The following is a 22,877-nucleotide window of genomic DNA, read 5'->3' as shown; positions in this document are numbered from 1 at the left end:
ACGGCCCAGCCGCTCCGGTCGCCAACGCGCCGGGGCGGCTTTTTCGTGCGCACGCCCCAAAACCGGCATCCGCCGAACGGGGATTCCTTTACGTAAGTTCTATTGCCTTATAGAATTCTCTTCTTATAGCATCGCGGCGCGTGAGATTCGCCACGTGAGCCAGCAGGTTCGATGGGGGAAATATGACGGAACGTGTCAGTATCAATTCCGGTCAGGTCAGCCGGGAATACGTCGCCTGGATGTTGATGGAAAAGGTCATCCATTCGGAGGCCGACATCAGACGCAACAGTCCTGACCGGAAATATGTTCTCGATCTCTTCGTAGAATGCCTGCAGGCGACGGGCGGCCACAGACCCGGATAGTCTTGATCAGAACAGACCGCCGCTTCCCTACCGGGAGCGACGGTGCCACCGGGCTGATGTCAGTCCGGCGCCGAACCGAACCGGGCGGCCAGGGCGTCCGCTTCGGCCACATCCTGGCGGTCGCGCGCAACCAGCGAGCGGATCAGGCAGGCCTGCGACCGCAAAATCACCCCGTCGGACAGGATCTTGAGATGGTTCGCGGTCAGGGTGGAGCCGGTCGAGGTGATGTCGACGATGACATCCGCCGAGCCCGCAGCGGGGGTGCCCTCGGTCGCGCCGAGGCTCTCCACGATACGGTAGCTCTGGATCCCGTTGCGCCGCGTGAAGAAGCTCTGGGTCAGCCGCCAGTATTTCGTTGCCACCCGCAGGCGGCGCCCGTGCCGGGCCCGATAGCCGCCGGCCACGTCGTTCAGGTCTTCCATCGTCTCCACGTCGACCCAGGCATCGGGCACGGCCACGACCACGTCGGCATGACCGAAGCCGAGGCGGGCCACCGTTTCCACCATTTGGTCGGGCTCGGCGATGGTCTCGCGGATCAGATCCTCGCCCGTGATGCCGAAATCGATCGCCCCGTCGCGCAATTCGCGGGCGATCTCCGAGGCCGACAGCAGCAGTACTTCCAGTCCCGGCGCACCGGTGACGCTGGTGCGGTAGCTGCGCGAATCCTCGGCCGACGCCACATGGATGCCGGCCCCGGCCAGCGCCGCGACGGCCTTGTCCTTCAACCGCCCCTTGGACGGGATCGCGAGGGTGAGCGTCATGCCGCGTCTCCCGTCCGGCTGGCGATGCGGTCGAGCCAGAGCGAAAAGCCGACGGCCGGCACCGGCCGCTCGGCGCCGAGAATGCTCAACAGCCGGTCATAGCGCCCGCCGCCTGCCAGCGGCTCGTCCGACCCCTTGCGGCGCGCCTCGAAGACGAGGCCGGTGTAATAATCGATCGGCCGACCGAAGGCGGCGCGATAGCGCACTGCGGCGAGATCGACGCCGGCCGCCCGCAGCGCGAGATTGCGGGTCTCGAAGAAGGTCAGCGCCCGGCCGAGATCGAGCCCGGCCGCGCCGGCAAGATCGCCGATCACCGTGCCGGCCTCCGACAGGGGGGCGTCGATGGCCAGGAACCGGCGCAGGAGCTGCAACGAGCCCTCGCTGAGCCGGGCCTCGGCGATCGCTACCTTCTCGATCAGCCGCGCCGCGACCTCGCCCGGCGAGCGCCCGGAATGGGGCGGCAGCCCCGCTTCCTCCATGCGTTCGCGAATTTTGAAAGTCAGCGCGCCCTGCTCGCCGAGACGGGCGAGTTCGGCAAATTCCGGATCGAGCGTGTCCAGCGCGCCGCTGCCGCCACGTGCGAGCGCGGCGAGCGCCGCTTCCAGCTGATCGTCATGGCCGAAGGTGCGCACCAGACGGCGCTGCCAGCCCTCCGGCAGGCCGAGCGCCCGCAGGAACGCCTCGAACAGGCCTTGGTCGCCGAGAACGAGATCGAGCTCGCCGGCTTCGAGACCGCAGGTCTCCAGCCCCGCCAGGGCGTCGGCCAACGCCCGCGCATCGGCGGTCGCGGCGTTCTCTTCGCCCAGATCCTCGATCCCGGCCTGGTAGAACTCGCCCGGTCCGGTCGGCCGCTGGCGGAACACCAGCCCGACATAGCTGTAGCGGCGCGGCAGCGTCGCGCCGTGGCCGACATGGTCGCGGCAGACGGGGATGGTGAAGTCGGGCCGCAGGCACAGGGTCTCGCCGGCCTCGCCCCGGGTCAGGAAGATGCGCCGGCGCAGCGCCTCGCCGGCCGTGTCGAGATAGGGGTCGGCCGGCTGGATGATCGGCACATCGACGCGCGCCGCGCCGCGTGCGGCGAACAGAGCGCCGAGCTCGGCTTCGTAGGGCGCGCCCGTTCCGGCGCGTGTCTCGGCGCTCACGGTCTCAGGCTCCGCTGCCGGCATCGCCGCCGGAACGGCCATTCTGACGCGCCAGGATCGCCTTCACCGCCGCGACCATGTCGGCCTCGTCGACCATTTCCTGACCGGCCCGCGCCTCGCGCCATTCGGCATTGTCGGTGATCTCGGCGGACAGTTCCTTGCCGAGCGCCAGATCCTTGACCTGCACCTTGCCGGCCGCCTTCTCGTCGCCGCCCTGGATGACCACCACGGGAGCGTTGCGCCGGTCAGCATATTGCAGCTGCTTGCCGAACTGCTTGGGGTTGCCCTGGAACACCTCGACCGGCACCGGCGTCGCCGTCGGATTGCCGTTCTCGTCGGTGTTCAGTGCCGCGCGCAGCGTCGTCGCCATGGCCTGGTAGTCGGCCATCCGGTCGCGGTCCATCACGGTGACCACCACCGGCCCGGTCCGCTCGGCAGCATCCAGGCGGCCGAGATTCTTCAGCGCCGTCATCAGGCGGGAAACGCCGATGGAAAAGCCCGTCGCCGGCACCGGCTGGCTCATGAAGCGCGACACCAGCCCGTCATAGCGCCCGCCGCCGCCGACCGAGCCGAACTGGACCTTCTGGCCCTTCTCGTTGGTGACGTCGAACAGCAGCTCCGCCTCGAAGACAGGCCCGGTGTAATATTCGAGACCGCGCACGACGGAGGGGTCGATCGAGACCCGGCCCAGATAGCCAGCACCGTCCAGATACGCCTGGATATCGTTCAGCTCGGCAATGCCCTCGCCCATCCGTCCTTCGCCGGCCTCACCGGGGAATATGCCGGCGAGCTCATCGATCTTCGATGCGCCGACAAAGCCGAGGATCTTTCCCGTCTGCGCGTCGTCCAGCCCGGCGCCCGGCGTGAAATCGCCCTCGCCTTCCTGCCCGCCGTCCCAGCGTCCCTTGCCGAGCAGCAGCTTGACGCCATCGGGGCCGAACTTGTCCAGCTTGTCGATCGCCCGCAGCACCGTCAGGCGGCGGCCGGCATTCTCGTCGCCGCCAAGGCCGATCGCCTCGAGGACACCGTCGAGCACCTTCCGGTTGTTGACGCGGATGACATACTGGCCGCGCGGGATGCCCAGCGCCTCCATCGTGTCGGCCATCATCATCGCCATCTCGGCATCCGCCGAGACGTTCGGTGCACCGACGATGTCGGCGTCGAACTGCATGAACTGGCGGAAGCGGCCCGGCCCCGGCTTTTCGTTGCGGAAGACGTAGCCGGCACGGTAGCTGCGATAGGGCTTGGGCAGGCTCTCGTAGTTCTCCGCCACATAGCGGGCGAGCGGCGCCGTCAGGTCGTAGCGCAGGCTCATCCACGCCTCGTCGTCGTCCTGCAGCGAGAACACGCCGGCATTCGGCCGGTCGGCATCCGGCAGGAACTTGCCCAGCGCGTCGGTATATTCGAACACCGGCGTCTCCACCGGCTCGAAGCCGTAGGTCTCGTAGACCCGGCGGATCTTCGCCAGCATGGCGTCCTGGGCGCGCAGATCGCTGGCGTCGCGATCGACGAAGCCGCGCGGCACCCGTGCCTGGACCCTCGACGGTTTCTTCTTCTTGTCGGCCATGAATGCGCTGCGTCCAAACGGTTTGACGGGCGCTCGGATGCACCCTTTCCTGCGGGCGATCCCCTACCCCGTGCGCCCGATTTCGGCAAGGCAAGGCGGTTTTGCAAGGCGCGTGGTGGCGGGGGACGGCGTAAGCGCGGCGAGACGGCAGATCGGAGAAGTGGAGGGCAACGTCAACGATTTGGCATGGGTCCTCGGGTCAAGCCCGAGGATGACGACCTTGTTGGAGGTCTTCGCTACACTTCAGCGGCTGTGACCTTTGCAGGGGCTGAGGACCTTTCGGTGCCACCGGTTTCGGCGCGTGCACAGACGGTGGCGATTGGCAGCAAAGCTCAAATCTCGGCGTCATCCTCGGGCTTGACCCGAGGACCCATGCCTCGCCATCTCAGCTTCCGCTCCGGTGAAAACCACCAACGCACCCCCGCGCAACGCCTCACCACCCCATGCCGCGATAGAGTTCGTTCCACTCGGGGTTCATCGCCTCGATCAGGTCGATCTTCCATTGCCGCCGCCAGCGCTTGAGGGATTTCTCCCGCTGGATCGCGCTGCCGATGTCGACATGGTCCTCGTACCAGACCAGCCGCGTCACCCCATGAGCCTTCACGAAGCCTCGGGTCAGGCCGCTCTTGTGCTCATACACCCGCCGCGACAGGTCCGACGTGACTCCGATATAGAGCGTGCCGTTCTTCTGCGACGCCATGATGTAGACGGTGCCGGCCATGGGGTGGAGCGTCGATGGTCACAGCGGCGGCGTCAAGCGGGTGAGGGTTCTGAGGCGTATGTGGCGGCGGAACCGGCTTGGCATGGGTCCTCGGGTCAAGCCCGAGGATGACGACCTTGTTGGAGGTTTTTGCTAGGCTTCAGCGGCTGTGACCTTTGCAGCGGCTGCGGGCCTTTTGATGCCACCGGTTCTGGCGACTACACAGACGGTGGCGGTTGGCGGCATCGCTAAAATCTCGGCGTCATCCTCGGGCTTGACCCGAGGACCCATGCCTCGCCATCTCAACTTCCGCTCCGGTGAGGCTCACCGCGTTAGCCTGCCGTGATACCGTAACCACCGCTACCGCGACGTTCACCACTAACGCAACGCCGCTTATGCCCACGCCCCCCCCTCACCCCGGCGCCGTGAACGCATCCCGAGCCGTCTCGCAGTCATCGCGCATGCAGCAGCCGTCGATGTGGTCGTTGACGAAGCCCAGCGATTGCATGAAGGCGTAGACGGTTGTCGGGCCTACGAAAGTGAAACCGGCCTTCTTCAGCGCCTTCGACAGGCGTGTCGAGGCGGGGGTGACGGGGTTGGCGCGCAGCCATTCGGCGGTCACCGTCGCCGGCCGCTCGTCCGCATCCGGCGCGTGGCGCCAGAGGAATCGTGCCAGCGAGCCGTGCTCGGCGCGCAGCGCATCGGCGCGCCGGGCATTGTTGATCGCCGAGACGATCTTGCCGCGATGCCGGATGATGCGGGCGTCGAGGACGATCCGCTCCACGTCCGCCTCGTCCATCGCCGCCACCCGCGCGATCGTGAAGCCATGGAACAGTTCGCGGAAGGCCTCGCGCTTGCGCAGGATGGTCAGCCAGGAAAGCCCCGCCTGAAATCCTTCCAGGCAAAGCTTTTCATAGAGCCGGTCGTCGTCAGCGGTCGGCCGGCCCCATTCCTCGTCATGGTAGCGACGATAGAGATCGTCGCCGCCGTGCCAGGCGCAGCGCAGCAGGCCGTCCGGGCCGCGGATCAGGCCGTCCGGCGGCGGCGCGTCTTGCATCGATGGGTCCATGGCGCATGTTTTCGCAGGCGCCCGTCGAAGTGGCAAGCTACCGCAGCGATGCGCCGCCCGCCGGCTTCAGGCGTTGGTCGAGCGGCCCGACGCGCAGCGATAGCGCTTCAAATGCCATTTCGGCCGCGCCTTCAGATGCTCGACGGCGGCAGCCTGGCCGAACAGGGCGCATTGCATGATGGAACCGTCGAAGGCGACCTGCTCGGGGCGGCAGTCGGCAGGGGCGGAGTTGAGGCAGACGATCAGGGTCAGAGCGATCATGGCAGGGCTCCTATGGCCGGTCCAGCGGCCATGGCGAAGGGGTTGCGATCGCAGCCTTGTGCGACCGGTTCATGCCATTGCGTGCGTTCGTCCCGCATCCGGGTTCTGGTGCCCGTCATGACGACCTTTGGACGCCGGTATCGAATCTAGCAAGAATGCTGCATTGCACAATGCCTGAAATTTCGGCGTGCGCTTTAATTCGGCACAGTGTGGCAGGCGTGCTGCATCACCTCGGCGCGCCGCCCCCGCGCCGGCCTCACAACGCGCCCTTAACCACGCTCCGAAACCGCTGCTTAACCTTATGAAACTGTTTCCGTTTTCGAGGGCGTTTCGGACCGGCGCGTTTACCATTCCCTTGCCCTTTGCAGCGAGGCTCGGTGTCGAGGCGGCAGGCGCAAGCCGGCCCCGATCCGGCAATCGAGGGACATCATGGCGATACCGATATCCGCCCGGCGCGCACTCGTCGGCCTGCTGGCGATCCTGGCATGCCCCGCGGCGAGCGAGGCGCAGGAGCGATACCGCAGCTTGCCGCCGGTCGAGATCGCGCCCGATCTGGCCGACCGCTGGCTACTGCAACTGTCGCCCGGTGACGGCGTCGCCCGCAGCTATCAGCGGGCCGCCGCGTCGGGTGTCGTCCTCGGCGGCCGCCGCGGCGCTGCGGCGCCCTCGGCCGGCGCCCGCGTCGTCGTGCGTCCGGGCTCCGCGCAGCAGCGCGTCCTCGGCCAGGCGCCCGGCGTGCGGGGCGGCTATCTGCCCGGAACGCGCAGCGCCGCACCGGTGACCGGACGCCAGCAGGCCGCGCTGGCGACCCGCAATCTTCCGGCTCCGAACGCCATCGACCCGCAATTCCTGCCCCAGACCGTGCCGTACCGCGGCAAGGAGGCGCCCGGCACCATCGTCGTCGATACCAGGGCGAAGTTCCTCTACCATGTCGGCCGCGACGGCACGGCGCGCCGCTACGGCGTCGGTGTCGGCAAGCCCGGCTTCGGCTGGAAGGGCCGGCATCCGATCACCCGCAAGGCCGAATGGCCGAGCTGGACGCCGCCCAAGGCGATGATCGCCCGCGAACGCAAGAAGGGGCGGATCCTGCCGGCCCACATGAAGGGTGGCGAAGCCAACCCGCTGGGCGCCCGCGCGCTCTATCTCGGCTCCACACTCTACCGGATCCACGGCACCAACCAGCCCTGGACCATCGGCCGCGCCGTGTCCTCGGGCTGCATCCGCATGCGCAACCAGGACGTGATGGATCTCTACGAACAGGTGAAGGTCGGAACGAGGGTCGTTGTGCTCTAACGGCAACAGCCCCGACTTTCCTCAACGGAATGCGGAACTCGATGCGACCAACGCGGCGAGAATGCGTTCAAACCATGGCACAATGACGACAACGAGGCGCGGGACACGGTGGGCTTTGCTCCGCCCCGCCAAACGAGAGGAGCCTCCCATGCAGAACTGGACACGATGGGCCGGAGCCGGCCTGACGGCGATCATGGCCCTGGCGGTGACCGGACAGGCCAGCGCCGAAGACGTGCGCCGCTACGACCACGCGACCAACAAGTGGGTGACGGTCAGCGCCGAGCGCGTTGCCGCCCGCACGCAGCACCGGGCCCTCGCCCAGCGCGGCCCGGCGGCCCAGTATCACCGCCGGCAGGTGCGCATCGAGACGCGCGAGAAGCCGGGCACCATCATCGTCGATTCCCAGCGCAAATATCTCTACTTCGTCGAGGGCAACGGCATGGCGACCCGCTACGGCGTCGGCGTCGGCCGCGAAGGCTTCGGCTGGTCGGGCCGGATGAGCGTCGGCCGCAAGGCCGAGTGGCCGGGCTGGACGCCGCCGCCGTCGATGATCAAGCGCGAGCGCGCCAAGGGCCGCATTCTGCCGGCCCACATGAAGGGTGGCCCGGCCAACCCGCTGGGTGCACGCGCGATGTATCTGTATCGCGGCGGTCGCGATTCGCTGTTCCGGATCCACGGCACCAACCAGCCCTGGACCATCGGCCAGAACATGTCCTCGGGCTGCATCCGCATGATGAACCAGGACGTCGAGCACCTGTATGAGCGCGTGCCGAACGGCACCAAGGTCATCGTCATCGGCCCCAGCGGCCAGGGCCCGAAGAACGTCTATACCGAAGTCGGCGTCGTGCGCGAAAACGTCATCGCCTCGATCTTCGGCGGCTGAGTCCAGCGCCCGGTCGCTTCGACATCACGGCCCGCCGGCGACGGCGGGTCGTTTTGCGTTAGGGCTACTCCGCCGCGACGAGGCCGGGCTCGCCGCGGGGCTGGACGGCAGCGAGGCTTGCCGGCTTCTCGCCGCCAAAGGCCCAGTCGAGGAGCTCGATCGTGTGCAGGATCGGAATGCCGGTGCCCGAACCGATCTGCGTCATGCAACCGATATTGCCGGTGGCGATCGCCTGCGGCGCGATGCTCTCGATGTTCTTCACCTTGCGGTCGCGCAGGGTGGCGGCGATCTCGGGCTGCAGGATGTTGTAGGTGCCGGCCGAACCGCAGCAGATATGGCCCTCGGGCACGTCGCGAACGGTGAAGCCGGCCTGCGCCAAGAGCACTTTCGGAGCTTTCGTGATCTTCTGGCCGTGCTGCATCGAGCAGGCCGAATGATAGGCCACCACCAGATCGGTTGCGTTGACCGGCAGCGGCAGTTCCAGCTCGGAGAGGAACTCGGTGACGTCCTTGGCCAGCCCTGAGACCCGTGCCGCCTTCTCGGCATAGGCCGGGTCCAGCCGCAGCATATGGCCGTAATCCTTGATCGTCGTGCCGCAGCCCGACGCGGTGATGATGATCGCGTCGAGGCCGTCGGCGTCTGCCGTGCGCGACCAGACGTCGATGTTGCGGCGGGCGAAATCCAGCGCCGGCTCTTCCTGGCCCATGTGATGGACCAGCGCGCCGCAGCAGCCCTCCCCTTCCGGCACCACCACCTCGACACCGAGCCGGTTCAGAAGCCGCACCGTCGCCTCGTTGATCTTCGGATCGAGCACCGACTGGGCGCAGCCGCGCAGCAGCGCCACCCGCTTCCTGCGCGCCCCCTCGGCCGGCCGCACGCCCGGCGCGTTGACCTGCGACTTCGCCGGCACGGCGCCCGGCGCCAGCTTCAGCATCGCGGCCAGCGGCTTCAGCGGCTTGATCGCATCGAACAGCCCGGCGAAGGGCCGGCCGATGCGCGCCATGACGAGGCTCGCGCGGAACCGCTCGGGATAGGGCAGCGTCATCGCCAGGATCCGGCGGATCATCCGGTCGGCCAGCGGCCGCTCATAGGTCCGCTCGATATGGGCGCGGGCATGGTCAACGAGATGCATGTAGTTCACGCCCGACGGGCAGGTCGTCATGCAGGCGAGGCAGGACAGGCAGCGGTCGATATGGGTGACGGTCTTCTCGTCGGCCGGCCGGTCGTTCTCCAGCATCTCCTTGATCAGGTAGATGCGCCCGCGCGGGCTGTCGAGCTCGTTGCCGAGGGTGACATAGGTCGGGCAGGTCGCGGTGCAGAAGCCGCAATGCACGCATTTTCGGATGATCTGCTCGGAATGCGCGGTCTCGGGATCGGCGAGCTGCGCGGGGGTGAAGGTGGTTTGCAAAGGTCTGGCCCATGAAAGAGTCTGGAAACGTCGTCGATGCGAACCGCCGGCGCGGCAGCCCGCCTAGCCCATCCGCCCCGGATTGAGCACGCCGGCGGGGTCGAACTGCTGCTTCAGCCGGCTGGCGAGGCCCGCCAGCGGCCCCGGCTGCGGCTGGAAGACGGCGGTCGCCGCCCGCACGCTTTCGGAGGCGCGCACCAGCGTCGCATGGCCGCCGCCGAAGCGCCGGATCGTCTCGCGCACCAGTTCGGCCTCCGGCTCGCCTTCCATGCGCAGCCAGACGAGACCGCCCTGCCAGTCATAGAAGGCGTCGATCGCTGCCTGCATGCGCAGGCTCATGACGATCTCGTGGCCGCGGGTCGGGGTGACGGACAGGCGCCAGACCGGCTTGTCGGTGCCGTCGACGAAGGGCCGGATGTCGCGCACGTCGCGCCAGACCGCCCGCGATGCCTCACCCTCCAGATGTTCGACCTTGCCGACCTTCTCGAGCGCGGCGCTGAGATAGGCCGAACGCGCCGCGACGGACGGGCCGAAGCCCTCCAGCCGGATCAGCGTCGCCGCGTCGTTGCCGAGATGGCCGTCGGCAACGCGCGAGGCGACATACATCGGCAGATGCGCCGCGCCCGAGGCCTCCGCCGACGAGCCCATCGCCGCCGCCATGGCGCCGGTCGCCGCGTCGTCGGCGAGACCGCGCAGCACGATCGTCGTCTCGGTCTCGGTCTTCGGCAGCACCTTCAGCGTCACGTCGGTCATCACCGCCAGCGTGCCGAAAGAGCCGGTGAGCCCCTTGGAGAGATCGTAGCCGGTGACGTTCTTCACCACCCGGCCGCCGGACTTGAACATCTCGCCACGGCCGGACACTGCATGGACGCCGAGGATGTGATCGCGGGCCGCGCCGTGCTTCAGCCGCCGCGGCCCGGCGAGATTGCAGGCGACGACGCCGCCGATCGTGCCGAGGCCCGGCTCCAGCCCATGCAGCGGACCGTAGTCGAGCGGCTCGAATTCCAGGCGCTGGCCGGCCTCGTCCAGAAGCCTCTCGATCTCGGCGATGGGCGTGCCGACGCGTGCCGACAGGACCAGCTCTTCGGGTTCGTACAGGGTCACGCCGGCCATCGCCGACAGCGACAGGGTGCACGCCGCCTGCACCGGCCGTCCAAGACCGCGCTTGGAGCCGGTGCCCTCGACCGCCAGCGGCTCTTCCTGCGACACCGCCGCCGCGACGATGTCGCGGAGCTGGATCGCGGTCTCGGGGCGCAGGATGGACGCGGCGGGGCCGGCCGCGCCGGTTGAACGCAACTCGCTCATGGTCAGAACCTCGGCAGGTCGGGAAAAGCCACCTGCCCCTTGTGGACATGCATCCGGCCGAGTTCGGCGCAGCGATGGAGCTGCGGGAAGACCTTGCCGGGATTGAGCAGATGCTTGTCGTCGAAGGCGCATTTGACCCGCTGCTGGTGGCGCAGATCGTCCTCGCTGAACATTTCCGGCATCAGGTCGCGCTTTTCCACGCCGACGCCGTGCTCGCCGGTCAGAACGCCGCCGACCTCCACGCACAGGCGCAGGATGTCGTTGCCGAACTCCTCGGCCCGGTGCAGCTCGCCCTCCTTGTTGGCGTCGTAGAGGATCAGCGGATGCAGGTTGCCGTCGCCGGCATGGAAGACATTGGCGACGCGCAGATCGTATTTTTCCGAGAACGCCTTCATGCCGGCCAGCACCCGCGGCAGCTCCTTGCGCGGAATGGTGCCGTCCATGCAGTAATAATCCGGCGAGATGCGGCCGACCGCCGGGAACGCCGCCTTGCGCCCCGCCCAGAACGACGCACGCTGTTCTTCCGAATTCGAGACCTTGGTGACGGTGGCGCCATTGGCGTCGGCAATTGCCGCAACCTCGGCCAGGAGATGATCGACCTCAGCGCCCGGCCCGTCGAGCTCGACGATCAGCAGCGCCTCCACGTCGCGCGGATAGCCGGCATGGACGAAGTCTTCCGCCGCATGGATGGCCGGCCGGTCCATCATCTCCATACCCGCCGGTATGATGCCCTTGGCGATGATCGCGGCCACGCACTCGCCCGCCTGTTCGGAGGTGGGAAAGCCGATCAGCACCGCCCGCGCCGTCTCCGGCTTCTGCAGGATGCGGACCGTGACCTCGGTCACGACGCCGAGCAGGCCTTCCGAGCCGGTCATCAGGCCGAGGAAATCGTAGCCCTCGGCCTCCAGATGCTTGCCGCCGAGGCGCACCACCTCGCCCTCGATGGTGACGAACTCGATGCCGAGGACGTTGTTGGCGGTGAGTCCGTATTTCAGGCAGTGCACGCCGCCGGAATTCTCCGCGACATTGCCGCCGATCGAGCAGGCGATCTGCGAGGACGGATCGGGCGCGTAGTAGAACCCCTCGCCTTCCACCGCCTTGGTGATGCCGAGATTGGTCACGCCCGGCTGCACCACGGCGCAGCGATTGTCGTAGTCGATCTCCAGCACCCGGTTGAACTTCGACAGGACCAGGAGCACGCCGTCCTCGAGCGGCAGGGCGCCGCCGGACAGCGAGGTGCCGGAGCCGCGCGGCACCACCGGGATCTCGTTGGCGTGACAATATTGCAGGACCCGGGCGACCTGCTCCACCGTCGACGGCAGCACGACCACCAGCGGCATCTGGCGATAGGCGGTCAGGCCGTCGGATTCGAACACGGCCATCTCGTTGGCGGCATCGACCACGCCCTCGCCCGGCACGATCGCGCGCAGGGCGTCGACGATCGACTGGCGGCGGCCGAGGATCGCCTCGGACGGCTTGGGCATCATCACGGACATCGGCTCACTCCCATTAGAGAGGCGAAACTAGGCGCCGCACGGGCCGGCGTCCACAGAAGGAACGATAGGCGTCTGCGGCTCAATGACCGTCCTCGCCGCCCTGCATGTGATGCTTGCGGATACTGCGCACGACCAGCCAGACCCCGAGCAGCGCGATCGGCACGAAACCGGCGACCAGCACCGTCGCGGAGACCGGCAGTCCCTGATATTCCAACGCCTTGGCGACATAGCCGAACAGCCCGACGACGTAGTAGCCGATCGCCGCGACCGACAGGCCCTCGACGGTCTGCTGCAGGCGCAATTGCAGCCGCGCCCGCCGGTCCATGGAGGCCAGCAGGTCGCGGTTCTGGTGCTCCAGTTCCACGTCGATGCGGGTGCGCAAAAGGTTTGCGGCGCGGCTGAGCTTCTCCGACAGATTGGCCTGCCGCTCCTCGATGGCGCGGCAGGTGCGCATGGCCGGCCCCATCCGGCGCTTCAGGAAGGCGCTCCAGCTCTCCTGCCCGGCGATCGGCTGCTCGCCCACGGAGACGAGGCGCTCGCTGACGATCTCGTCATAGGCCCGGCTGGCCCCGAACCGGTAGAGCACCGAGGCCGCGGAGGCCTCGACCTCGGCCGCCGCCAGGGTGATCTCCTGAAGCAGTTGCCGACTGTCCTCGTTGCCGCCCTTCATCTCCTCGGTGATCGACATCAGCCGGCTTTCGAGCGAGGCCACCATCGGCCCCACCGAATGGGCGAGCGGCAGGCCGAGCAGCGCCAAAGTGCGGTAGATCTCGACTTCCACCAGGCGCATGGCGAGCGCGCCGGCGCGTTGCGGTGGCAGCCCGTCGTCCAGCACCAGCATGCGCGTCATGCCGTCGCCGTCCTGGCGAAAATCCGTCGCCGCATGGGCGAGCCCGCTCTCCATGATCGAATGGCAGTAGCTGGACTTGTCGAAGCTCTCGAGCGCCGCCTGGCCGGCAGCGTCGTTCGGCCGCAACTCCAGATGGACACCGGCGATGAAGGGTCCCGGCGCCTGGAACTCGGCGCCGAAGGGATGGCCCTCGACCGGGTCGCCGAAATGTTCGGGCGGCGGCCCTTCCCAGGAATAGGTGCAGAATTCGGTGTGCCGCTCCCAGCGCAGCTTGCCCTTGCCGAAGGCGAAGGAATGGGTCCGGGCGTCCTTGGCCGGCGGCGGCACGCCGCGGCGCACCGACATTTCGGCGAGGATCGCCAGATCGCTTTCGCCGTGATCCTCGTTCATGAAGGCCAGCACCACGAGCGCCCGCGGCAGCTCGATCAGCGGAAACGGCCTGGCATGCAGTTCGCCGAGGACGGCGGCCCGGCGCGGATCGGTGGGAAAGCGGTCGAGCGACGCCTGGCGTAACGTGATGCGGCCCATCTTTTCCCCTTTGTGGTGCCGCTCTTGCTACCCGATCGGCCAAGTCCGGTCCAAGCAGGAATTGCGATTGTCGACAAACCGGCTCAGAACGTTTCCAAACTGCAACGTTGCCGACGCCGCCGCCAATGTGCGACGAAGGACGTACGAGGAGAAGCCATTGAGCGAGAATGCCGTTCGCAGCGAGACCCGTCCGCAAGTCGCGCTGTTCGTTACCTGTCTGGTCGATCTGTTCCGTCCGAGCGTCGGCTTCGCGGCCATCAAGCTTCTGGAAGAATCGGGCTGCGACGTCGTCGTCCCGACGGCCCAGACCTGCTGCGGCCAGCCGGCCTACAATTCCGGCGACCGGGCCGACACGAGAGCCATCGCCGAACAGGTGATCGCCACCTTCGAGGGGTTCGACTATGTGGTCGCCCCGTCGGGATCGTGCGGCGCCATGCTGAAGAAGCATTATCCCGAGCTCTTCGCCGGCGATGCCGAGTGGGAGGCGCGCGCCCTCGCCTTTTCCGACAAGGTGTTCGAACTCGTCAGCTTCCTGGCGGACGTGCGCGGCATGACCGGCGTCACCGCCAGGGTCGAGGGCACCGCCACCTATCACGATTCCTGCTCGGGCCTGCGCGAGCTCGGCGTCAAGGCGCAGCCGCGCATGCTGCTCGACAGCGTCGAGGGGCTGGAACTGACGGAACTGCGCGATTCGGAAGTCTGCTGCGGTTTCGGCGGCACCTTCTGCATCAAATATCCCGACGTCTCCAATGCCATCGTCACCAAGAAGGCGCGCAATGTCGGCATGACCGGCGCCGACATGCTGCTTGCCGGCGACCTCGGCTGCCTGATGAACATGGACGGCAAGCTGAAGCGCGAGAATATCGGCGTCGAGGTCCGTCACGTGGCCGAAGTCCTCGCCGGCATGACCGACGCTCCGCCGATCGGCGGCAAGCTGTGAGGCGTCAACGCCTGCAGCAAAGCGGCAGAACGCTCGTCCCGGTGGCGGCCGCCGCCCCGTGGACGGCCGCGCAGCGTCGCGCCCCAGACTTCATGCCCGAATAGGCTCCGCCCCATGCAGATCACTTCGCATACGTTCAAGGCCAATACCGTCAAGGCGCTCGCCGATGTCGAGCTGCAGCGGGCTCTCGGCCATGTCGAGAAGGGCTTCATCGACAAGCGCCAGACCGCCGTCGACGCCCTGCCCGAATTCGACGCCCTGCGCGACAACGCCGTCGCCATCAAGAATCACACGCTGAAGCATCTCGACCTCTATATCGAGGCCTATGTGGCCAAGGTCGAAGCCTCGGGCGGCATCGTGCATTTCGCCGAGGATGCGGACCACGCCCGCAAGATCTTCCTCGACATCGCCCGCAAGCGGAACGCCAAGACCGTCACCAAGGGCAAGACAATGATCTCCGAGGAGATCGGCCTCAACGCCTTCTTGGAAGAGAACGGCATCGTGCCGGTCGAGACCGATCTCGGCGAATACATCATCCAGCTGCGCGGCGAGCATCCGAGCCACATCATCGCCCCGGCCGTCCACGTGACCCGCGACCAGGTCGAGGCGGATTTCCGCCGCGTCCATGTCGATCTCGACCCGAACCGCAATCTGGTCGAGCCGGAGACGCTGCTTGGCGAGGCCCGCCAGATCCTGCGCCGCAAATATGCCGAGGCCGACATCGGCGTGACCGGTGCGAACTTCCTGATCGCCGAGACCGGCTCGTCGGTCATCGTCACCAACGAGGGCAATGGCGACCTCACCCAGCTTCTGGGCAAGTGCCACGTCGTGCTGGCCTCGATCGAGAAGCTGGTACCGACGCTGGAGGACACCGCCCAGATCCTGCGCATCTTGGCGCGATCGGCCACCGGCCAGGACATGAGCGTCTACACGACGCTCTCGACGGGGCCGAAGCGGGACGCCGATCTCGACGGGCCGGAGGAATACCACGTCATCCTCCTCGACAACGGCCGCTCCAACATGCTGGGCACCGAGTTCGAGGAGATGCTGCGCTGCATCCGCTGCGGCGCCTGCATGAACCATTGCCCGGTCTATCACGCCGTCGGCGGCCACTCCTATGGCTGGGTCTATCCCGGCCCGATGGGCGCGGTGCTGACGCCGTCGCTGATCGGTGTCGACAAGTCCGGCCATCTGCCGAACGCCTCGACCTTCTGCGGCCGCTGCGAGAGCGTCTGCCCGATGCGCATTCCGCTGCCCAAGATGATGCGGCACTGGCGCGAGAAGGAGTTCGAGAGCCATCTGCAGCCCAGGACCCAGCGCACCGGGCTCGGCGTCTGGGCGTTCTTCGCCCGGCGGCCGGCGCTCTACCGGGCAGCGGTGTCGATGGCGATGCCGCTCCTGAAGCTGGCGGCGGGCCGCAAGCGGCGCTTCGCCTCGCTGCCGCTGGCCGGCGGCTGGACCAAATGGCGCGACCTGCCGGCGCCCGAAGGGCGGACCTTCATGCAGCAATACGCCCAGAAATCCCATGCGACGACGGGGGACAAACGATGAGCGCATCCACCCGCGAAGCCGTCCTCGGCCGGATCCGCCGCTCCAACGGCGCCCGTCCCAACGACCCCGAGCGCAGGCGCATCGTCGAGGAGCGCATGGCCGGCGCACCCGTCGGCATCGTGCCCCAGCGCGGCCAGCTGCCCCAGGACGAGCAGGTGGCGCTGTTCATCCGCATGGCCGAGCGGGCCAACGCCACCACCGCGCGGATCGCCGGCTATGGCGACTTGGCCGGGGAGGTCTCCCGCTGGCTGCGCGAGAACAATTTCCCCGCCGATCTCAGAATGTCCGAAGACCCGCGCTTCGCCGACGCCGATTTCGACGCCACGTCCCTCACCATCCGCAAGGGCGTCAGCGACGGCGACGATCTCAATGGCCTCTCCCATGCCGAAACCGCCATCGCCGAAACCGGCACGCTGGTGCTCGTCTCCGGTCCTGAGAACCCGACGAGCCTCAACTTCCTGCCGGAAAACCACATCGTCGTGGTGAAGGCCGACAGCATCGGCGGCGAGATGGAAGCCGTCTTCCCCATGCTGCGCGCGCGCTACGGCAAGGGCGAGATGCCGCGGTCGCTGAATTTCGTCACCGGCCCGTCGCGCTCCGGCGACATCGAGCAGACGCTGCTTCTGGGCGCCCATGGCCCGCGCGCTTTGCACATCGTCATCGTCGACTGACGCGGCGCGCGGCGGTTTGCACCGACCGTGCATGACGCTGGGGAAATATTTCCGCCGGACGGGATGAGCTTTGACACAAACCGGGCTAGGCTTTCCCTCCCGCGCCCGTACCGGGCGCGGCCAGGGGAGGCGGCGATGACCGGATGGACATGGACGGGCCTTGCGGCAATCGCGGTCACGGCAGCGCTTCCCATGGGATCCGCCAGCGCGGCGTCCTGCCGGGACTTTCCCGGCCTGCGCTCGCAGGAATCGGCACGGTCGGTCACGGTGACCTTCGTAAACCGCACCGAGGAATATCGCAGCGTCGACTGGCTCGACTTCGACGGACAGCCGGTCAGTTACGCCAACCTCAATCCCGGCGAGAGCTTCCGGGTCGAGACCTATCGCACCCATCCCTGGATGCTGACCGACGGCCCCGGCAATTGCATCGAGATCTTCATGCCCGGACGCCGCGACGCGCAACGCTTCGACATCACGGTCCCTTCGGACGGCAGCGGCGGCGACTGACGCTTCTAGAGCGGTGGAACCGGGCGACGGCCCAAATTCCAGGGGGCCAGCCCCGCGCAGGCGCAGCCCCGCTTGACCGCGGCGCGGCCGGGTGGCTCTCTTCCGCATCCCGGTCGCCAGCGGAGCGTTCATGCCCATTGATCCCGCCACGCTTGCCGCCTTTGCGCTGGCCTCGTTGATCCTTCTCGTGATCCCCGGACCGACGATCATCATGGTCGTCGGCCAGGCACTGGCGCATGGCCGCAACGTCGCGCTGGCCAGCGTGCTGGGTGTGGGACTTGGCGATCTCGTGGCGGCCAGCCTGTCGCTGATCGGCGTCGGCGCGCTTCTTTCGGCGTCGGCCACGGCCTTCGTCGCCCTGAAATGGGCGGGGGCGCTCTATCTGGTCTGGATGGGCCTGCGCATGTGGCGCAGCACCCTGTCGCGCGCTTCGCAGGCGCCGAACGATTTCGATCCCGTCGCCGCGGGACTGCCGGAGACAGGTACGGTGCGGCCCAGCCACATCTTCCGCGACGCCTTTCTGGTCACCGTCTTCAATCCCAAGGGGATCGTGTTCTTCGTGGCCTTCGTGCCGCAGTTTCTCGATCCCGCCCGGCCTTACTGGCCACAGGCCAGCATCCTCGTTACGCTCTTCGTGCTCCTGGCAGCCGGCAACGCCTTTCTCTATGCGCAGCTCGCCGTGCGGGCCCGCGATCTCATCCGACGCCCGTCGGTGATGCGCTTCGTGGTCCGCATCGGCGGCTCCTGCCTGATGGGCGCCGGCATCGCCGCGGCACTGGTCGCCCGGCCGGTCTGACGCGCCGCCCGCCCCGGCAGAATTCGCTCCCGCGTGGAACAGGGTGCCGGTGACGCCGTTTCGTTGGCAATTCCGAATGGAGCATCCGAGATGAAGACGCTGAACGAATCCGCCATGGACAATGCCATGCACGCAGGCCCGCGCGACCGCGCCGAGGACAAGGATGCGAAAGACAACGCGGCCTCCGGTGGCGGCGATCGGCCGATGACCGACGAGGAAGAACTCGACGAGGCGCTGGATGAGACCTTCCCGGCCTCCGATCCGGTCGCGCCGAGCCGCATCGACGGTCCGATCAAGCCGTAACACCAACAGACGCAGACAAGCGCCGCGCCACCTCGAGGGCTGCGCGGCGCTTTTCATTTGCGAAAACAGACAAAGGCCGGCGGGAGCGATCCCGCCGGCCTTTGTCGGTCCGGTCAGTTCTGGACGGCCTGCACCGAGCCGCCATCGACCCGCATGTTCGAGCCGTTGATGAAGGAGCCCCGCTCCGAGACGATCAGCGCGATCGCGGCGGCGACCTCCTCGGCCCGGCCGCGACGCTTCAGCGCGATGCCCGGACGCTCCTCCTCCAGGAAGCTCTCGACGGCTTCCTCGAAGGAGACCCCCAGTTCCTTGGAGCGCTTCTCCATCATGCCGTCGGTCATCTGGGTCTCGATGAAGGCCGGCGAGACGGTGTTGCAGAGGATACCGTGCTCGGCTTCCTTGTAGGAGAGGTTCTTCACGAAGGCCGCCAGCGCTGCCTTGGCGGTGTTGTAGGTCGCCTCATCCCAATAGGGCTGCACGGCGTTTTCCGAGGTGATGCAGACGAAGCGGCCCCAGCCATTCGCGCGCATGGTCGGGAAGGTCGCCCGGGCGACGCGCACCGCCGACATGAAGTCGATCTCCCAGGCTTCCAGGTAATCGGCGTCGGCGACCTCCAGCGGATGCCCCTTGGCGCCGGTGATGCCGGCCGTATGCAGGACGATGTCGATCCGGCCGAAGCGATCCAGCGCCTGCCTGGCCATCGCATCGACCGCGGCCTGGTCGGTCACGTCGGCGGCCACGCAGATATAGTCCGCGTCGAGGGAGGCGGCGTCCTTTTCGAGCCGCGTGATCTCCTTGTCGGAGAGCACCAGCTTGCAGCCTTCCGCGGCGAGGATGCGGGCGGTTTCGAAGCCCATGCCGTCGGTGGCGCCGGTGATCAGCGCGACGCGATCCTTGATCTGGAGATCCATGCGGTGTCCTTGCTTTGTGTCTGAGGGTTTCGCGTGACAATGACTGCGGGGAGATTAGGTTTCGCCGCCATGCGGACACGATGCCGCATCCGGGCCGTGCCACGGCCCGAGGGAAGGACGATTCGAGACATGCCCAACCACGACTTCAAGAGCCCGCGCCTGTATCTCGACGCGGATCTGGTCGCCAAGACCCCGGTGCCGGCAACGCCGGTGCAGGCCAACTACCTCCTCAACGTCATGCGGCTCGGCGAGGGCGCGAAGGTGCTGGCCTTCAACGGCCGCGACGGCGAATGGCGCTGCGATCTGGTCAAGGCGGCCAAGAAGAAGCTCGACCTCGTCCCGCGCAAAAAGGTGCGGGACCAGACCCCGCCGGCCGACCTGCATTACCTCTTCGCACCGCTCAAGCACGCCCGTCTCGACTACATGGTCCAGAAGGCCGTGGAGATGGGGGCCGGCGTGTTGCAGCCTGTGATGACCCAGCATGTGCAGGCGACCCGCCTCAACACCGAGCGCATGCGCGCCAATGCGATCGAGGCGGCCGAGCAATGCGGCATCCTGTCGATCCCCGAATGCCGTGAGCCGGTCAAGTTCAACGACATGCTCGACCGCTGGGACAGCGGCCGGCGGCTGATCTTCTGCGACGAACGGGCCGATGCGGCGAGCCCCATCGATACGTTGCGTGCGCTGCCCGAAGGCCTGCACGCCCTGGTGATCGGCCCGGAAGGCGGCTTTTCGGCCGACGAGCGCGAGCGGCTGAACGCCGCCGACTTCGTCACCGCCATCTCGCTCGGCCCCCGCATCCTGCGGGCCGACACGGCGGCGGTGGCCGCCATGGCGGTGCTGCAGGCCGCCATCGGCGACTGGCGGCAAGGTTGAGGCACGCCGCACTGGCCACACCGTCAACACGAATTATGTTGCGGTCCGAGGGGAAAATCGGCAGTGCCGATATTCCCGTGGCGGGACTCCGCCTGCCGGCAGGACCGGCTGAACCATTCGAAGGACGAGCATGGCGCGCGATACGACCGATCTGACGCCGGTCACCTCGGTCGAGGATCTGACCGCTCATCTGGCGACAGGCGAAAAGCCGGCCTCGCAGTTCCGCATCGGGACCGAGCACGAGAAATTCGGCTTCTACACCGAGGATCTGTCGCCGGTGCCCTACGAGGGCGAGCGCGGCATCGGCAAGCTTCTGGAGCGCATGCAGGCGCTGTCTGGCTGGGAAGCGATCATCGACGACGGCCGCATCATCGGCCTGTTCGGCAGCGCCGGCCAGGGCGCGATCTCGCTGGAGCCCGGCGGCCAGTTCGAGCTGTCCGGCGCGCCGCTGGAGACGATCCACGAGACCTGCCGCGAATCCAACGCGCATCTCGCCCAGGTCCGCTCGGTCGCCAAGGAGCTCGGCATCGGCTTCCTCGGCATCGGCTCGTCGCCGACTTGGACCCTCGACGAGACCCCGGTCATGCCGAAGTCGCGCTACGAGATCATGCGCCGCTACATGCCCAAGGTCGGCACCCGCGGTCTCGACATGATGTTCCGCACGGCGACCATCCAGGTCAATCTCGACTTCTCGTCGGAAGCCGACATGCGTCGCAAGATGCAGACCAGCATGAAGCTGCAGCCGATCGCGACGGCGCTCTTCGCCAACTCGCCCTTCACCGAGGGCAAACCGAACGGCCTCTGCTCCTGGCGCTCCGACGTCTGGTCCGACGTCGACAACCAGCGCTCCGGCCTTCTGCCCTTCGTCTTCGAGGAGAATTTCTCCTATCGCGACTATGCCGAATGGGCGCTCGACGTGCCGATGTATTTCGTCACCCGCGACGGCCGCTACACCGACGTCACCGACGTCACCTTCCGCCAGTTCATGGACGGCGCCCTGAAGGGGCGCATTCCCGATCCCGAGCCGCAGCTCGGCGACTGGACCAACCATCTGTCGACGCTGTTCCCCGATGTGCGGCTGAAGACCTTCCTGGAAATGCGCGGCGCCGATGGTGGACCGTGGCGGCGCATCTGCGCCCTGCCCGCCTATTGGGTCGGCCTGCTCTACGACGAGGCGACGCTCGACGCCGCCGAGGCCCTGACGAAGGACTGGACCTTCGAGGAAGTCTCGGCGATGCGCGAAGCGGTACCGCGCGACGGCTTCCGCACCCCGTTCCGCGATTCCAGCGTCCTGGAACTGGCCCGCGAGACGGTCCGGCTGTCGCGCCAGGGCCTCGTTGCCCGCAACCGGCGCAACGAGGAAGGCAATGACGAGAGCCATTTCCTCGCCCCGCTCGAAGAGGTCGTCGCTCGCGGCACCACGTCGGGCGAAGAGCTGGTCCGGCTGTTCGAGGAACAGTGGGACGGTTCGATGGAGCGCGTCTTCAAGCATCTGACCTACTGAGCGCCTGCCGGCCGAGCGGCCGCAGCCCCGCCCTTCGACTGTTCCCGCCTGTTGCAGTCCGACGCTGCAACAGGCGGTCTTGCTTTGTGATTGGCTTTCCCCCGGCGGTTTGACAGGATGATCGGTCTGTGCCCCGTTCTGCCTGGGCACGCCTGCGAGCGAGGTCGCCATGACGGACTTTTTCGACTGGTTGACGGTGAATGACGGCGGTCTCGGCACCGACAGGCTCGCCGATGCCTTCAAGCTGAGCCGCAAGGAGATCCGCCAGACCACGGAAGCCCTCGCCCCCGCCTTCACCCTGGCGCTGCAGCGGGCGATGTCGGACCCGAATGCCTGGTCCGAGGTGTCCCGGCACTTCCTGCCCTTCATGAACGCCGTCGGCACGCCCGGGCCGGAGACCGCCCGCAGCCCGGCGGCCAAGAACCTTGCCGACAATCTGTTCGGCTCGCGCGACATCTTTCTGGAGGTGGCGCGCAAGGTCTCGACCATGAGCGACATCGCGCCCGACACGGTCGAGAAGCTGATGCGCAGCCTCTCGGTGATGAGCATCCAGACGATGATGCAGATGATGCTGGCCAACATGGCGCGCCAGCAGCCGGCCGGATTTGCCGAAGGCAACTACCCGGTCGCCATGGCCGAGATGATGCGGCGCAGCGCCAACGCCATGGAAGCCATAGGCCGGCCCTCCGACGAACCGCATCGGCGCAGCGGCCCCGGCACCATGGGCTCGGACTATCTCACTGGCCTGTTTTCCGACGCGCTCAATGGCCGCCTGCCCTGGCTGCCGCCGAGCACCGGCGAGACCGGCGCCCGCGCCAGGCCTGCGGACCGCACGAACGAGACGCCGGCGGCCTTCGACCCCTTCCAGCCCTTCGACGCCATGATGGCGCATTTCGCCAGCGGCATGTCGGGCGCGGATACGAGCGGCAGCGCAGGCTCGCAGCCCACCGAACCCGAGGCCCGTACGCCGGCGCAGGAGCCGGCGCCCGAAGCGACGAGCGAGGCCAAGGCGTCGGACGAGGCAGCTGGTGGCTTCGACGATCTCGCCCGGGCCGGCATGACCATGCAGGAAGAGTTCGCGCGGCAGATGCTCGACCTGTTCCAGGGCACCGGATCGGAAAAACCCGCCGACGACGCCAGCGACGGACCGGCCTCCGGCGACAGCCGCAAGACCTAGCCGGCGGGAGGGCCGA

The 22,877-nt window shown here is 67.5% G+C and carries 22 protein-coding genes; 11 read left to right on the top strand and 11 right to left on the bottom strand.

Annotated elements, in window-relative coordinates; genetic code table 11:
- Positions 1–421: 421 nt before the first annotated feature.
- The 6 genes from hisG to J3367_RS00390 form a co-directional block, all read right to left on the bottom strand.
- Complete coding sequence (gene hisG, locus J3367_RS00415; RefSeq protein WP_024349271.1) at positions 422–1,123, bottom strand: ATP phosphoribosyltransferase; 702 nt, start codon at positions 1,121–1,123, stop codon at positions 422–424.
- Positions 1,120–2,289 carry an ATP phosphoribosyltransferase regulatory subunit gene (locus tag J3367_RS00410; RefSeq protein WP_373279275.1) on the bottom strand — a complete coding sequence of 390 codons (1,170 nt, stop codon included), beginning with the start codon at positions 2,287–2,289 and terminating at the stop codon, positions 1,120–1,122. The genes hisG and J3367_RS00410 overlap by 4 nt, the downstream gene beginning before the upstream one ends.
- Positions 2,270–3,832, bottom strand: coding sequence for a histidine--tRNA ligase (gene hisS, locus J3367_RS00405; RefSeq protein WP_024349273.1), 1,563 nt, complete (start codon positions 3,830–3,832; stop codon positions 2,270–2,272). The genes J3367_RS00410 and hisS overlap by 20 nt, the downstream gene beginning before the upstream one ends.
- A gap of 433 nt (positions 3,833–4,265) precedes the next feature.
- Positions 4,266–4,553 (bottom strand): GIY-YIG nuclease family protein, encoded by a 288-nt coding sequence (locus J3367_RS00400; RefSeq protein WP_024349275.1) that lies wholly within the window; start codon positions 4,551–4,553, stop codon positions 4,266–4,268.
- Between the two features lie 391 nt (positions 4,554–4,944).
- Positions 4,945–5,589, bottom strand: a complete 645-nt coding sequence (locus tag J3367_RS00395) for a DNA-3-methyladenine glycosylase I (RefSeq protein ID WP_035694588.1) — start codon at positions 5,587–5,589, stop codon at positions 4,945–4,947.
- 78 nt (positions 5,590–5,667) lie between these two features.
- Positions 5,668–5,862, bottom strand: coding sequence for a hypothetical protein (locus J3367_RS00390; RefSeq protein ID WP_024349277.1), 195 nt, complete (start codon positions 5,860–5,862; stop codon positions 5,668–5,670).
- A 429-nt stretch (positions 5,863–6,291) separates the two neighbouring features.
- Here J3367_RS00390 and J3367_RS00385 point away from each other — a divergent pair, with 429 nt between their 5' ends.
- Together J3367_RS00385 and J3367_RS00380 are read left to right on the top strand one after the other, a co-directional pair.
- On the top strand, positions 6,292–7,155 hold the full coding sequence (locus J3367_RS00385; protein ID WP_029702714.1) for a L,D-transpeptidase: 864 nt from the start codon (positions 6,292–6,294) through the stop codon (positions 7,153–7,155).
- A 148-nt stretch (positions 7,156–7,303) separates the two neighbouring features.
- On the top strand, positions 7,304–8,038 hold the full coding sequence (locus tag J3367_RS00380; RefSeq protein ID WP_228238449.1) for a L,D-transpeptidase: 735 nt from the start codon (positions 7,304–7,306) through the stop codon (positions 8,036–8,038).
- Positions 8,039–8,102: 64 nt separating this feature from the next.
- On the opposite strand, the gene glcF is transcribed toward J3367_RS00380, so the two are convergent.
- The 4 genes from glcF to J3367_RS00360 all read right to left on the bottom strand — a co-directional run bounded on the left by glcF (position 8,103) and on the right by J3367_RS00360 (position 13,625).
- The gene (gene glcF, locus J3367_RS00375; RefSeq protein WP_421459958.1) at positions 8,103–9,446 is read right to left on the bottom strand and encodes a glycolate oxidase subunit GlcF; all 1,344 of its coding nucleotides are present in this window, start codon (positions 9,444–9,446) and stop codon (positions 8,103–8,105) included.
- 63 nt (positions 9,447–9,509) lie between these two features.
- The gene (gene glcE, locus J3367_RS00370; RefSeq protein ID WP_024349281.1) at positions 9,510–10,751 is read right to left on the bottom strand and encodes a glycolate oxidase subunit GlcE; all 1,242 of its coding nucleotides are present in this window, start codon (positions 10,749–10,751) and stop codon (positions 9,510–9,512) included.
- A 2-nt stretch (positions 10,752–10,753) separates the two neighbouring features.
- On the bottom strand, positions 10,754–12,247 hold the full coding sequence (locus tag J3367_RS00365) for an FAD-linked oxidase C-terminal domain-containing protein (RefSeq protein ID WP_024349282.1): 1,494 nt from the start codon (positions 12,245–12,247) through the stop codon (positions 10,754–10,756).
- A 79-nt stretch (positions 12,248–12,326) separates the two neighbouring features.
- A complete protein-coding gene (locus J3367_RS00360; RefSeq protein WP_024349283.1) occupies positions 12,327–13,625 on the bottom strand; it encodes a DUF3422 family protein in 1,299 nt (432 codons plus the stop codon).
- Here J3367_RS00360 and J3367_RS00355 point away from each other — a divergent pair.
- The 6 genes from J3367_RS00355 to J3367_RS00330 all read left to right on the top strand — a co-directional run bounded on the left by J3367_RS00355 (position 13,615) and on the right by J3367_RS00330 (position 18,393).
- Complete coding sequence (locus tag J3367_RS00355; RefSeq protein ID WP_228238453.1) at positions 13,615–14,565, top strand: (Fe-S)-binding protein; 951 nt, start codon at positions 13,615–13,617, stop codon at positions 14,563–14,565. The two genes, J3367_RS00360 and J3367_RS00355, sit on opposite strands and share 11 nt — an antisense overlap.
- A 114-nt stretch (positions 14,566–14,679) precedes the next feature.
- On the top strand, positions 14,680–16,116 hold the full coding sequence (locus tag J3367_RS00350) for a LutB/LldF family L-lactate oxidation iron-sulfur protein (RefSeq protein ID WP_421459953.1): 1,437 nt from the start codon (positions 14,680–14,682) through the stop codon (positions 16,114–16,116).
- On the top strand, positions 16,113–16,787 hold the full coding sequence (locus J3367_RS00345; protein WP_024349286.1) for a LutC/YkgG family protein: 675 nt from the start codon (positions 16,113–16,115) through the stop codon (positions 16,785–16,787). The genes J3367_RS00350 and J3367_RS00345 overlap by 4 nt, the downstream gene beginning before the upstream one ends.
- Positions 16,788–16,922: 135 nt before the next feature.
- The gene (locus J3367_RS00340; protein WP_024349287.1) at positions 16,923–17,294 is read left to right on the top strand and encodes a hypothetical protein; all 372 of its coding nucleotides are present in this window, start codon (positions 16,923–16,925) and stop codon (positions 17,292–17,294) included.
- A gap of 130 nt (positions 17,295–17,424) precedes the next feature.
- On the top strand, positions 17,425–18,090 hold the full coding sequence (locus tag J3367_RS00335) for a LysE family translocator (protein WP_024349288.1): 666 nt from the start codon (positions 17,425–17,427) through the stop codon (positions 18,088–18,090).
- 90 nt (positions 18,091–18,180) lie between these two features.
- A complete protein-coding gene (locus tag J3367_RS00330) occupies positions 18,181–18,393 on the top strand; it encodes a hypothetical protein (RefSeq protein WP_024349289.1) in 213 nt (70 codons plus the stop codon).
- A 113-nt stretch (positions 18,394–18,506) separates the two neighbouring features.
- On the opposite strand, the gene J3367_RS00325 is transcribed toward J3367_RS00330, so the two are convergent.
- Positions 18,507–19,304: an SDR family NAD(P)-dependent oxidoreductase gene (locus J3367_RS00325; protein ID WP_024349290.1), complete on the bottom strand. Its 798-nt coding sequence runs from the start codon at positions 19,302–19,304 to the stop codon at positions 18,507–18,509.
- A 129-nt stretch (positions 19,305–19,433) separates the two neighbouring features.
- Between J3367_RS00325 and J3367_RS00320 the strand changes: the two genes are divergently transcribed.
- From J3367_RS00320 to J3367_RS00310, 3 genes are all read left to right on the top strand, one after another.
- Positions 19,434–20,180: a 16S rRNA (uracil(1498)-N(3))-methyltransferase gene (locus tag J3367_RS00320; protein WP_024349291.1), complete on the top strand. Its 747-nt coding sequence runs from the start codon at positions 19,434–19,436 to the stop codon at positions 20,178–20,180.
- 130 nt (positions 20,181–20,310) lie between these two features.
- Positions 20,311–21,684 carry a glutamate--cysteine ligase gene (locus J3367_RS00315; RefSeq protein ID WP_024349292.1) on the top strand — a complete coding sequence of 458 codons (1,374 nt, stop codon included), beginning with the start codon at positions 20,311–20,313 and terminating at the stop codon, positions 21,682–21,684.
- Between the two features lie 169 nt (positions 21,685–21,853).
- Positions 21,854–22,861 carry a hypothetical protein gene (locus J3367_RS00310; RefSeq protein ID WP_024349293.1) on the top strand — a complete coding sequence of 336 codons (1,008 nt, stop codon included), beginning with the start codon at positions 21,854–21,856 and terminating at the stop codon, positions 22,859–22,861.
- Positions 22,862–22,877: the final 16 nt, after the last annotated feature.

This window comes from Aurantimonas sp. NFXS3, assembly GCF_049132005.1.
Classification (GTDB): domain Bacteria; phylum Pseudomonadota; class Alphaproteobacteria; order Rhizobiales; family Rhizobiaceae; genus Aurantimonas; species Aurantimonas coralicida.
The sequence above is the reverse complement of the archived record's forward strand: the minus strand, read 5'-3'. Positions and strand labels throughout refer to the sequence as shown.

Coding starts and splice junctions, on each gene's coding strand:
- J3367_RS00335 (WP_024349288.1), top strand. CDS start 17,425: ATGCCCATTGATCCCGCCACGCTTGCCGCCTTTGCGCTGGCCTCGTTG.
- J3367_RS00340 (WP_024349287.1), top strand. CDS start 16,923: ATGACCGGATGGACATGGACGGGCCTTGCGGCAATCGCGGTCACGGCA.
- hisG (WP_024349271.1), bottom strand. CDS start 1,123: ATGACGCTCACCCTCGCGATCCCGTCCAAGGGGCGGTTGAAGGACAAG.
- hisS (WP_024349273.1), bottom strand. CDS start 3,832: ATGGCCGACAAGAAGAAGAAACCGTCGAGGGTCCAGGCACGGGTGCCG.
- J3367_RS00395 (WP_035694588.1), bottom strand. CDS start 5,589: ATGCAAGACGCGCCGCCGCCGGACGGCCTGATCCGCGGCCCGGACGGC.
- J3367_RS00390 (WP_024349277.1), bottom strand. CDS start 5,862: ATGATCGCTCTGACCCTGATCGTCTGCCTCAACTCCGCCCCTGCCGAC.
- glcE (WP_024349281.1), bottom strand. CDS start 10,751: ATGAGCGAGTTGCGTTCAACCGGCGCGGCCGGCCCCGCCGCGTCCATC.
- J3367_RS00400 (WP_024349275.1), bottom strand. CDS start 4,553: ATGGCCGGCACCGTCTACATCATGGCGTCGCAGAAGAACGGCACGCTC.
- J3367_RS00355 (WP_228238453.1), top strand. CDS start 13,615: ATGCGGCCCATCTTTTCCCCTTTGTGGTGCCGCTCTTGCTACCCGATC.
- J3367_RS00345 (WP_024349286.1), top strand. CDS start 16,113: ATGAGCGCATCCACCCGCGAAGCCGTCCTCGGCCGGATCCGCCGCTCC.
- J3367_RS00385 (WP_029702714.1), top strand. CDS start 6,292: ATGGCGATACCGATATCCGCCCGGCGCGCACTCGTCGGCCTGCTGGCG.
- J3367_RS00410 (WP_373279275.1), bottom strand. CDS start 2,289: ATGCCGGCAGCGGAGCCTGAGACCGTGAGCGCCGAGACACGCGCCGGA.
- J3367_RS00310 (WP_024349293.1), top strand. CDS start 21,854: ATGACGGACTTTTTCGACTGGTTGACGGTGAATGACGGCGGTCTCGGC.
- J3367_RS00380 (WP_228238449.1), top strand. CDS start 7,304: ATGCAGAACTGGACACGATGGGCCGGAGCCGGCCTGACGGCGATCATG.
- J3367_RS00325 (WP_024349290.1), bottom strand. CDS start 19,304: ATGGATCTCCAGATCAAGGATCGCGTCGCGCTGATCACCGGCGCCACC.
- J3367_RS00320 (WP_024349291.1), top strand. CDS start 19,434: ATGCCCAACCACGACTTCAAGAGCCCGCGCCTGTATCTCGACGCGGAT.
- J3367_RS00360 (WP_024349283.1), bottom strand. CDS start 13,625: ATGGGCCGCATCACGTTACGCCAGGCGTCGCTCGACCGCTTTCCCACC.
- J3367_RS00350 (WP_421459953.1), top strand. CDS start 14,680: ATGCAGATCACTTCGCATACGTTCAAGGCCAATACCGTCAAGGCGCTC.
- J3367_RS00330 (WP_024349289.1), top strand. CDS start 18,181: ATGAAGACGCTGAACGAATCCGCCATGGACAATGCCATGCACGCAGGC.
- J3367_RS00315 (WP_024349292.1), top strand. CDS start 20,311: ATGGCGCGCGATACGACCGATCTGACGCCGGTCACCTCGGTCGAGGAT.
- J3367_RS00365 (WP_024349282.1), bottom strand. CDS start 12,247: ATGTCCGTGATGATGCCCAAGCCGTCCGAGGCGATCCTCGGCCGCCGC.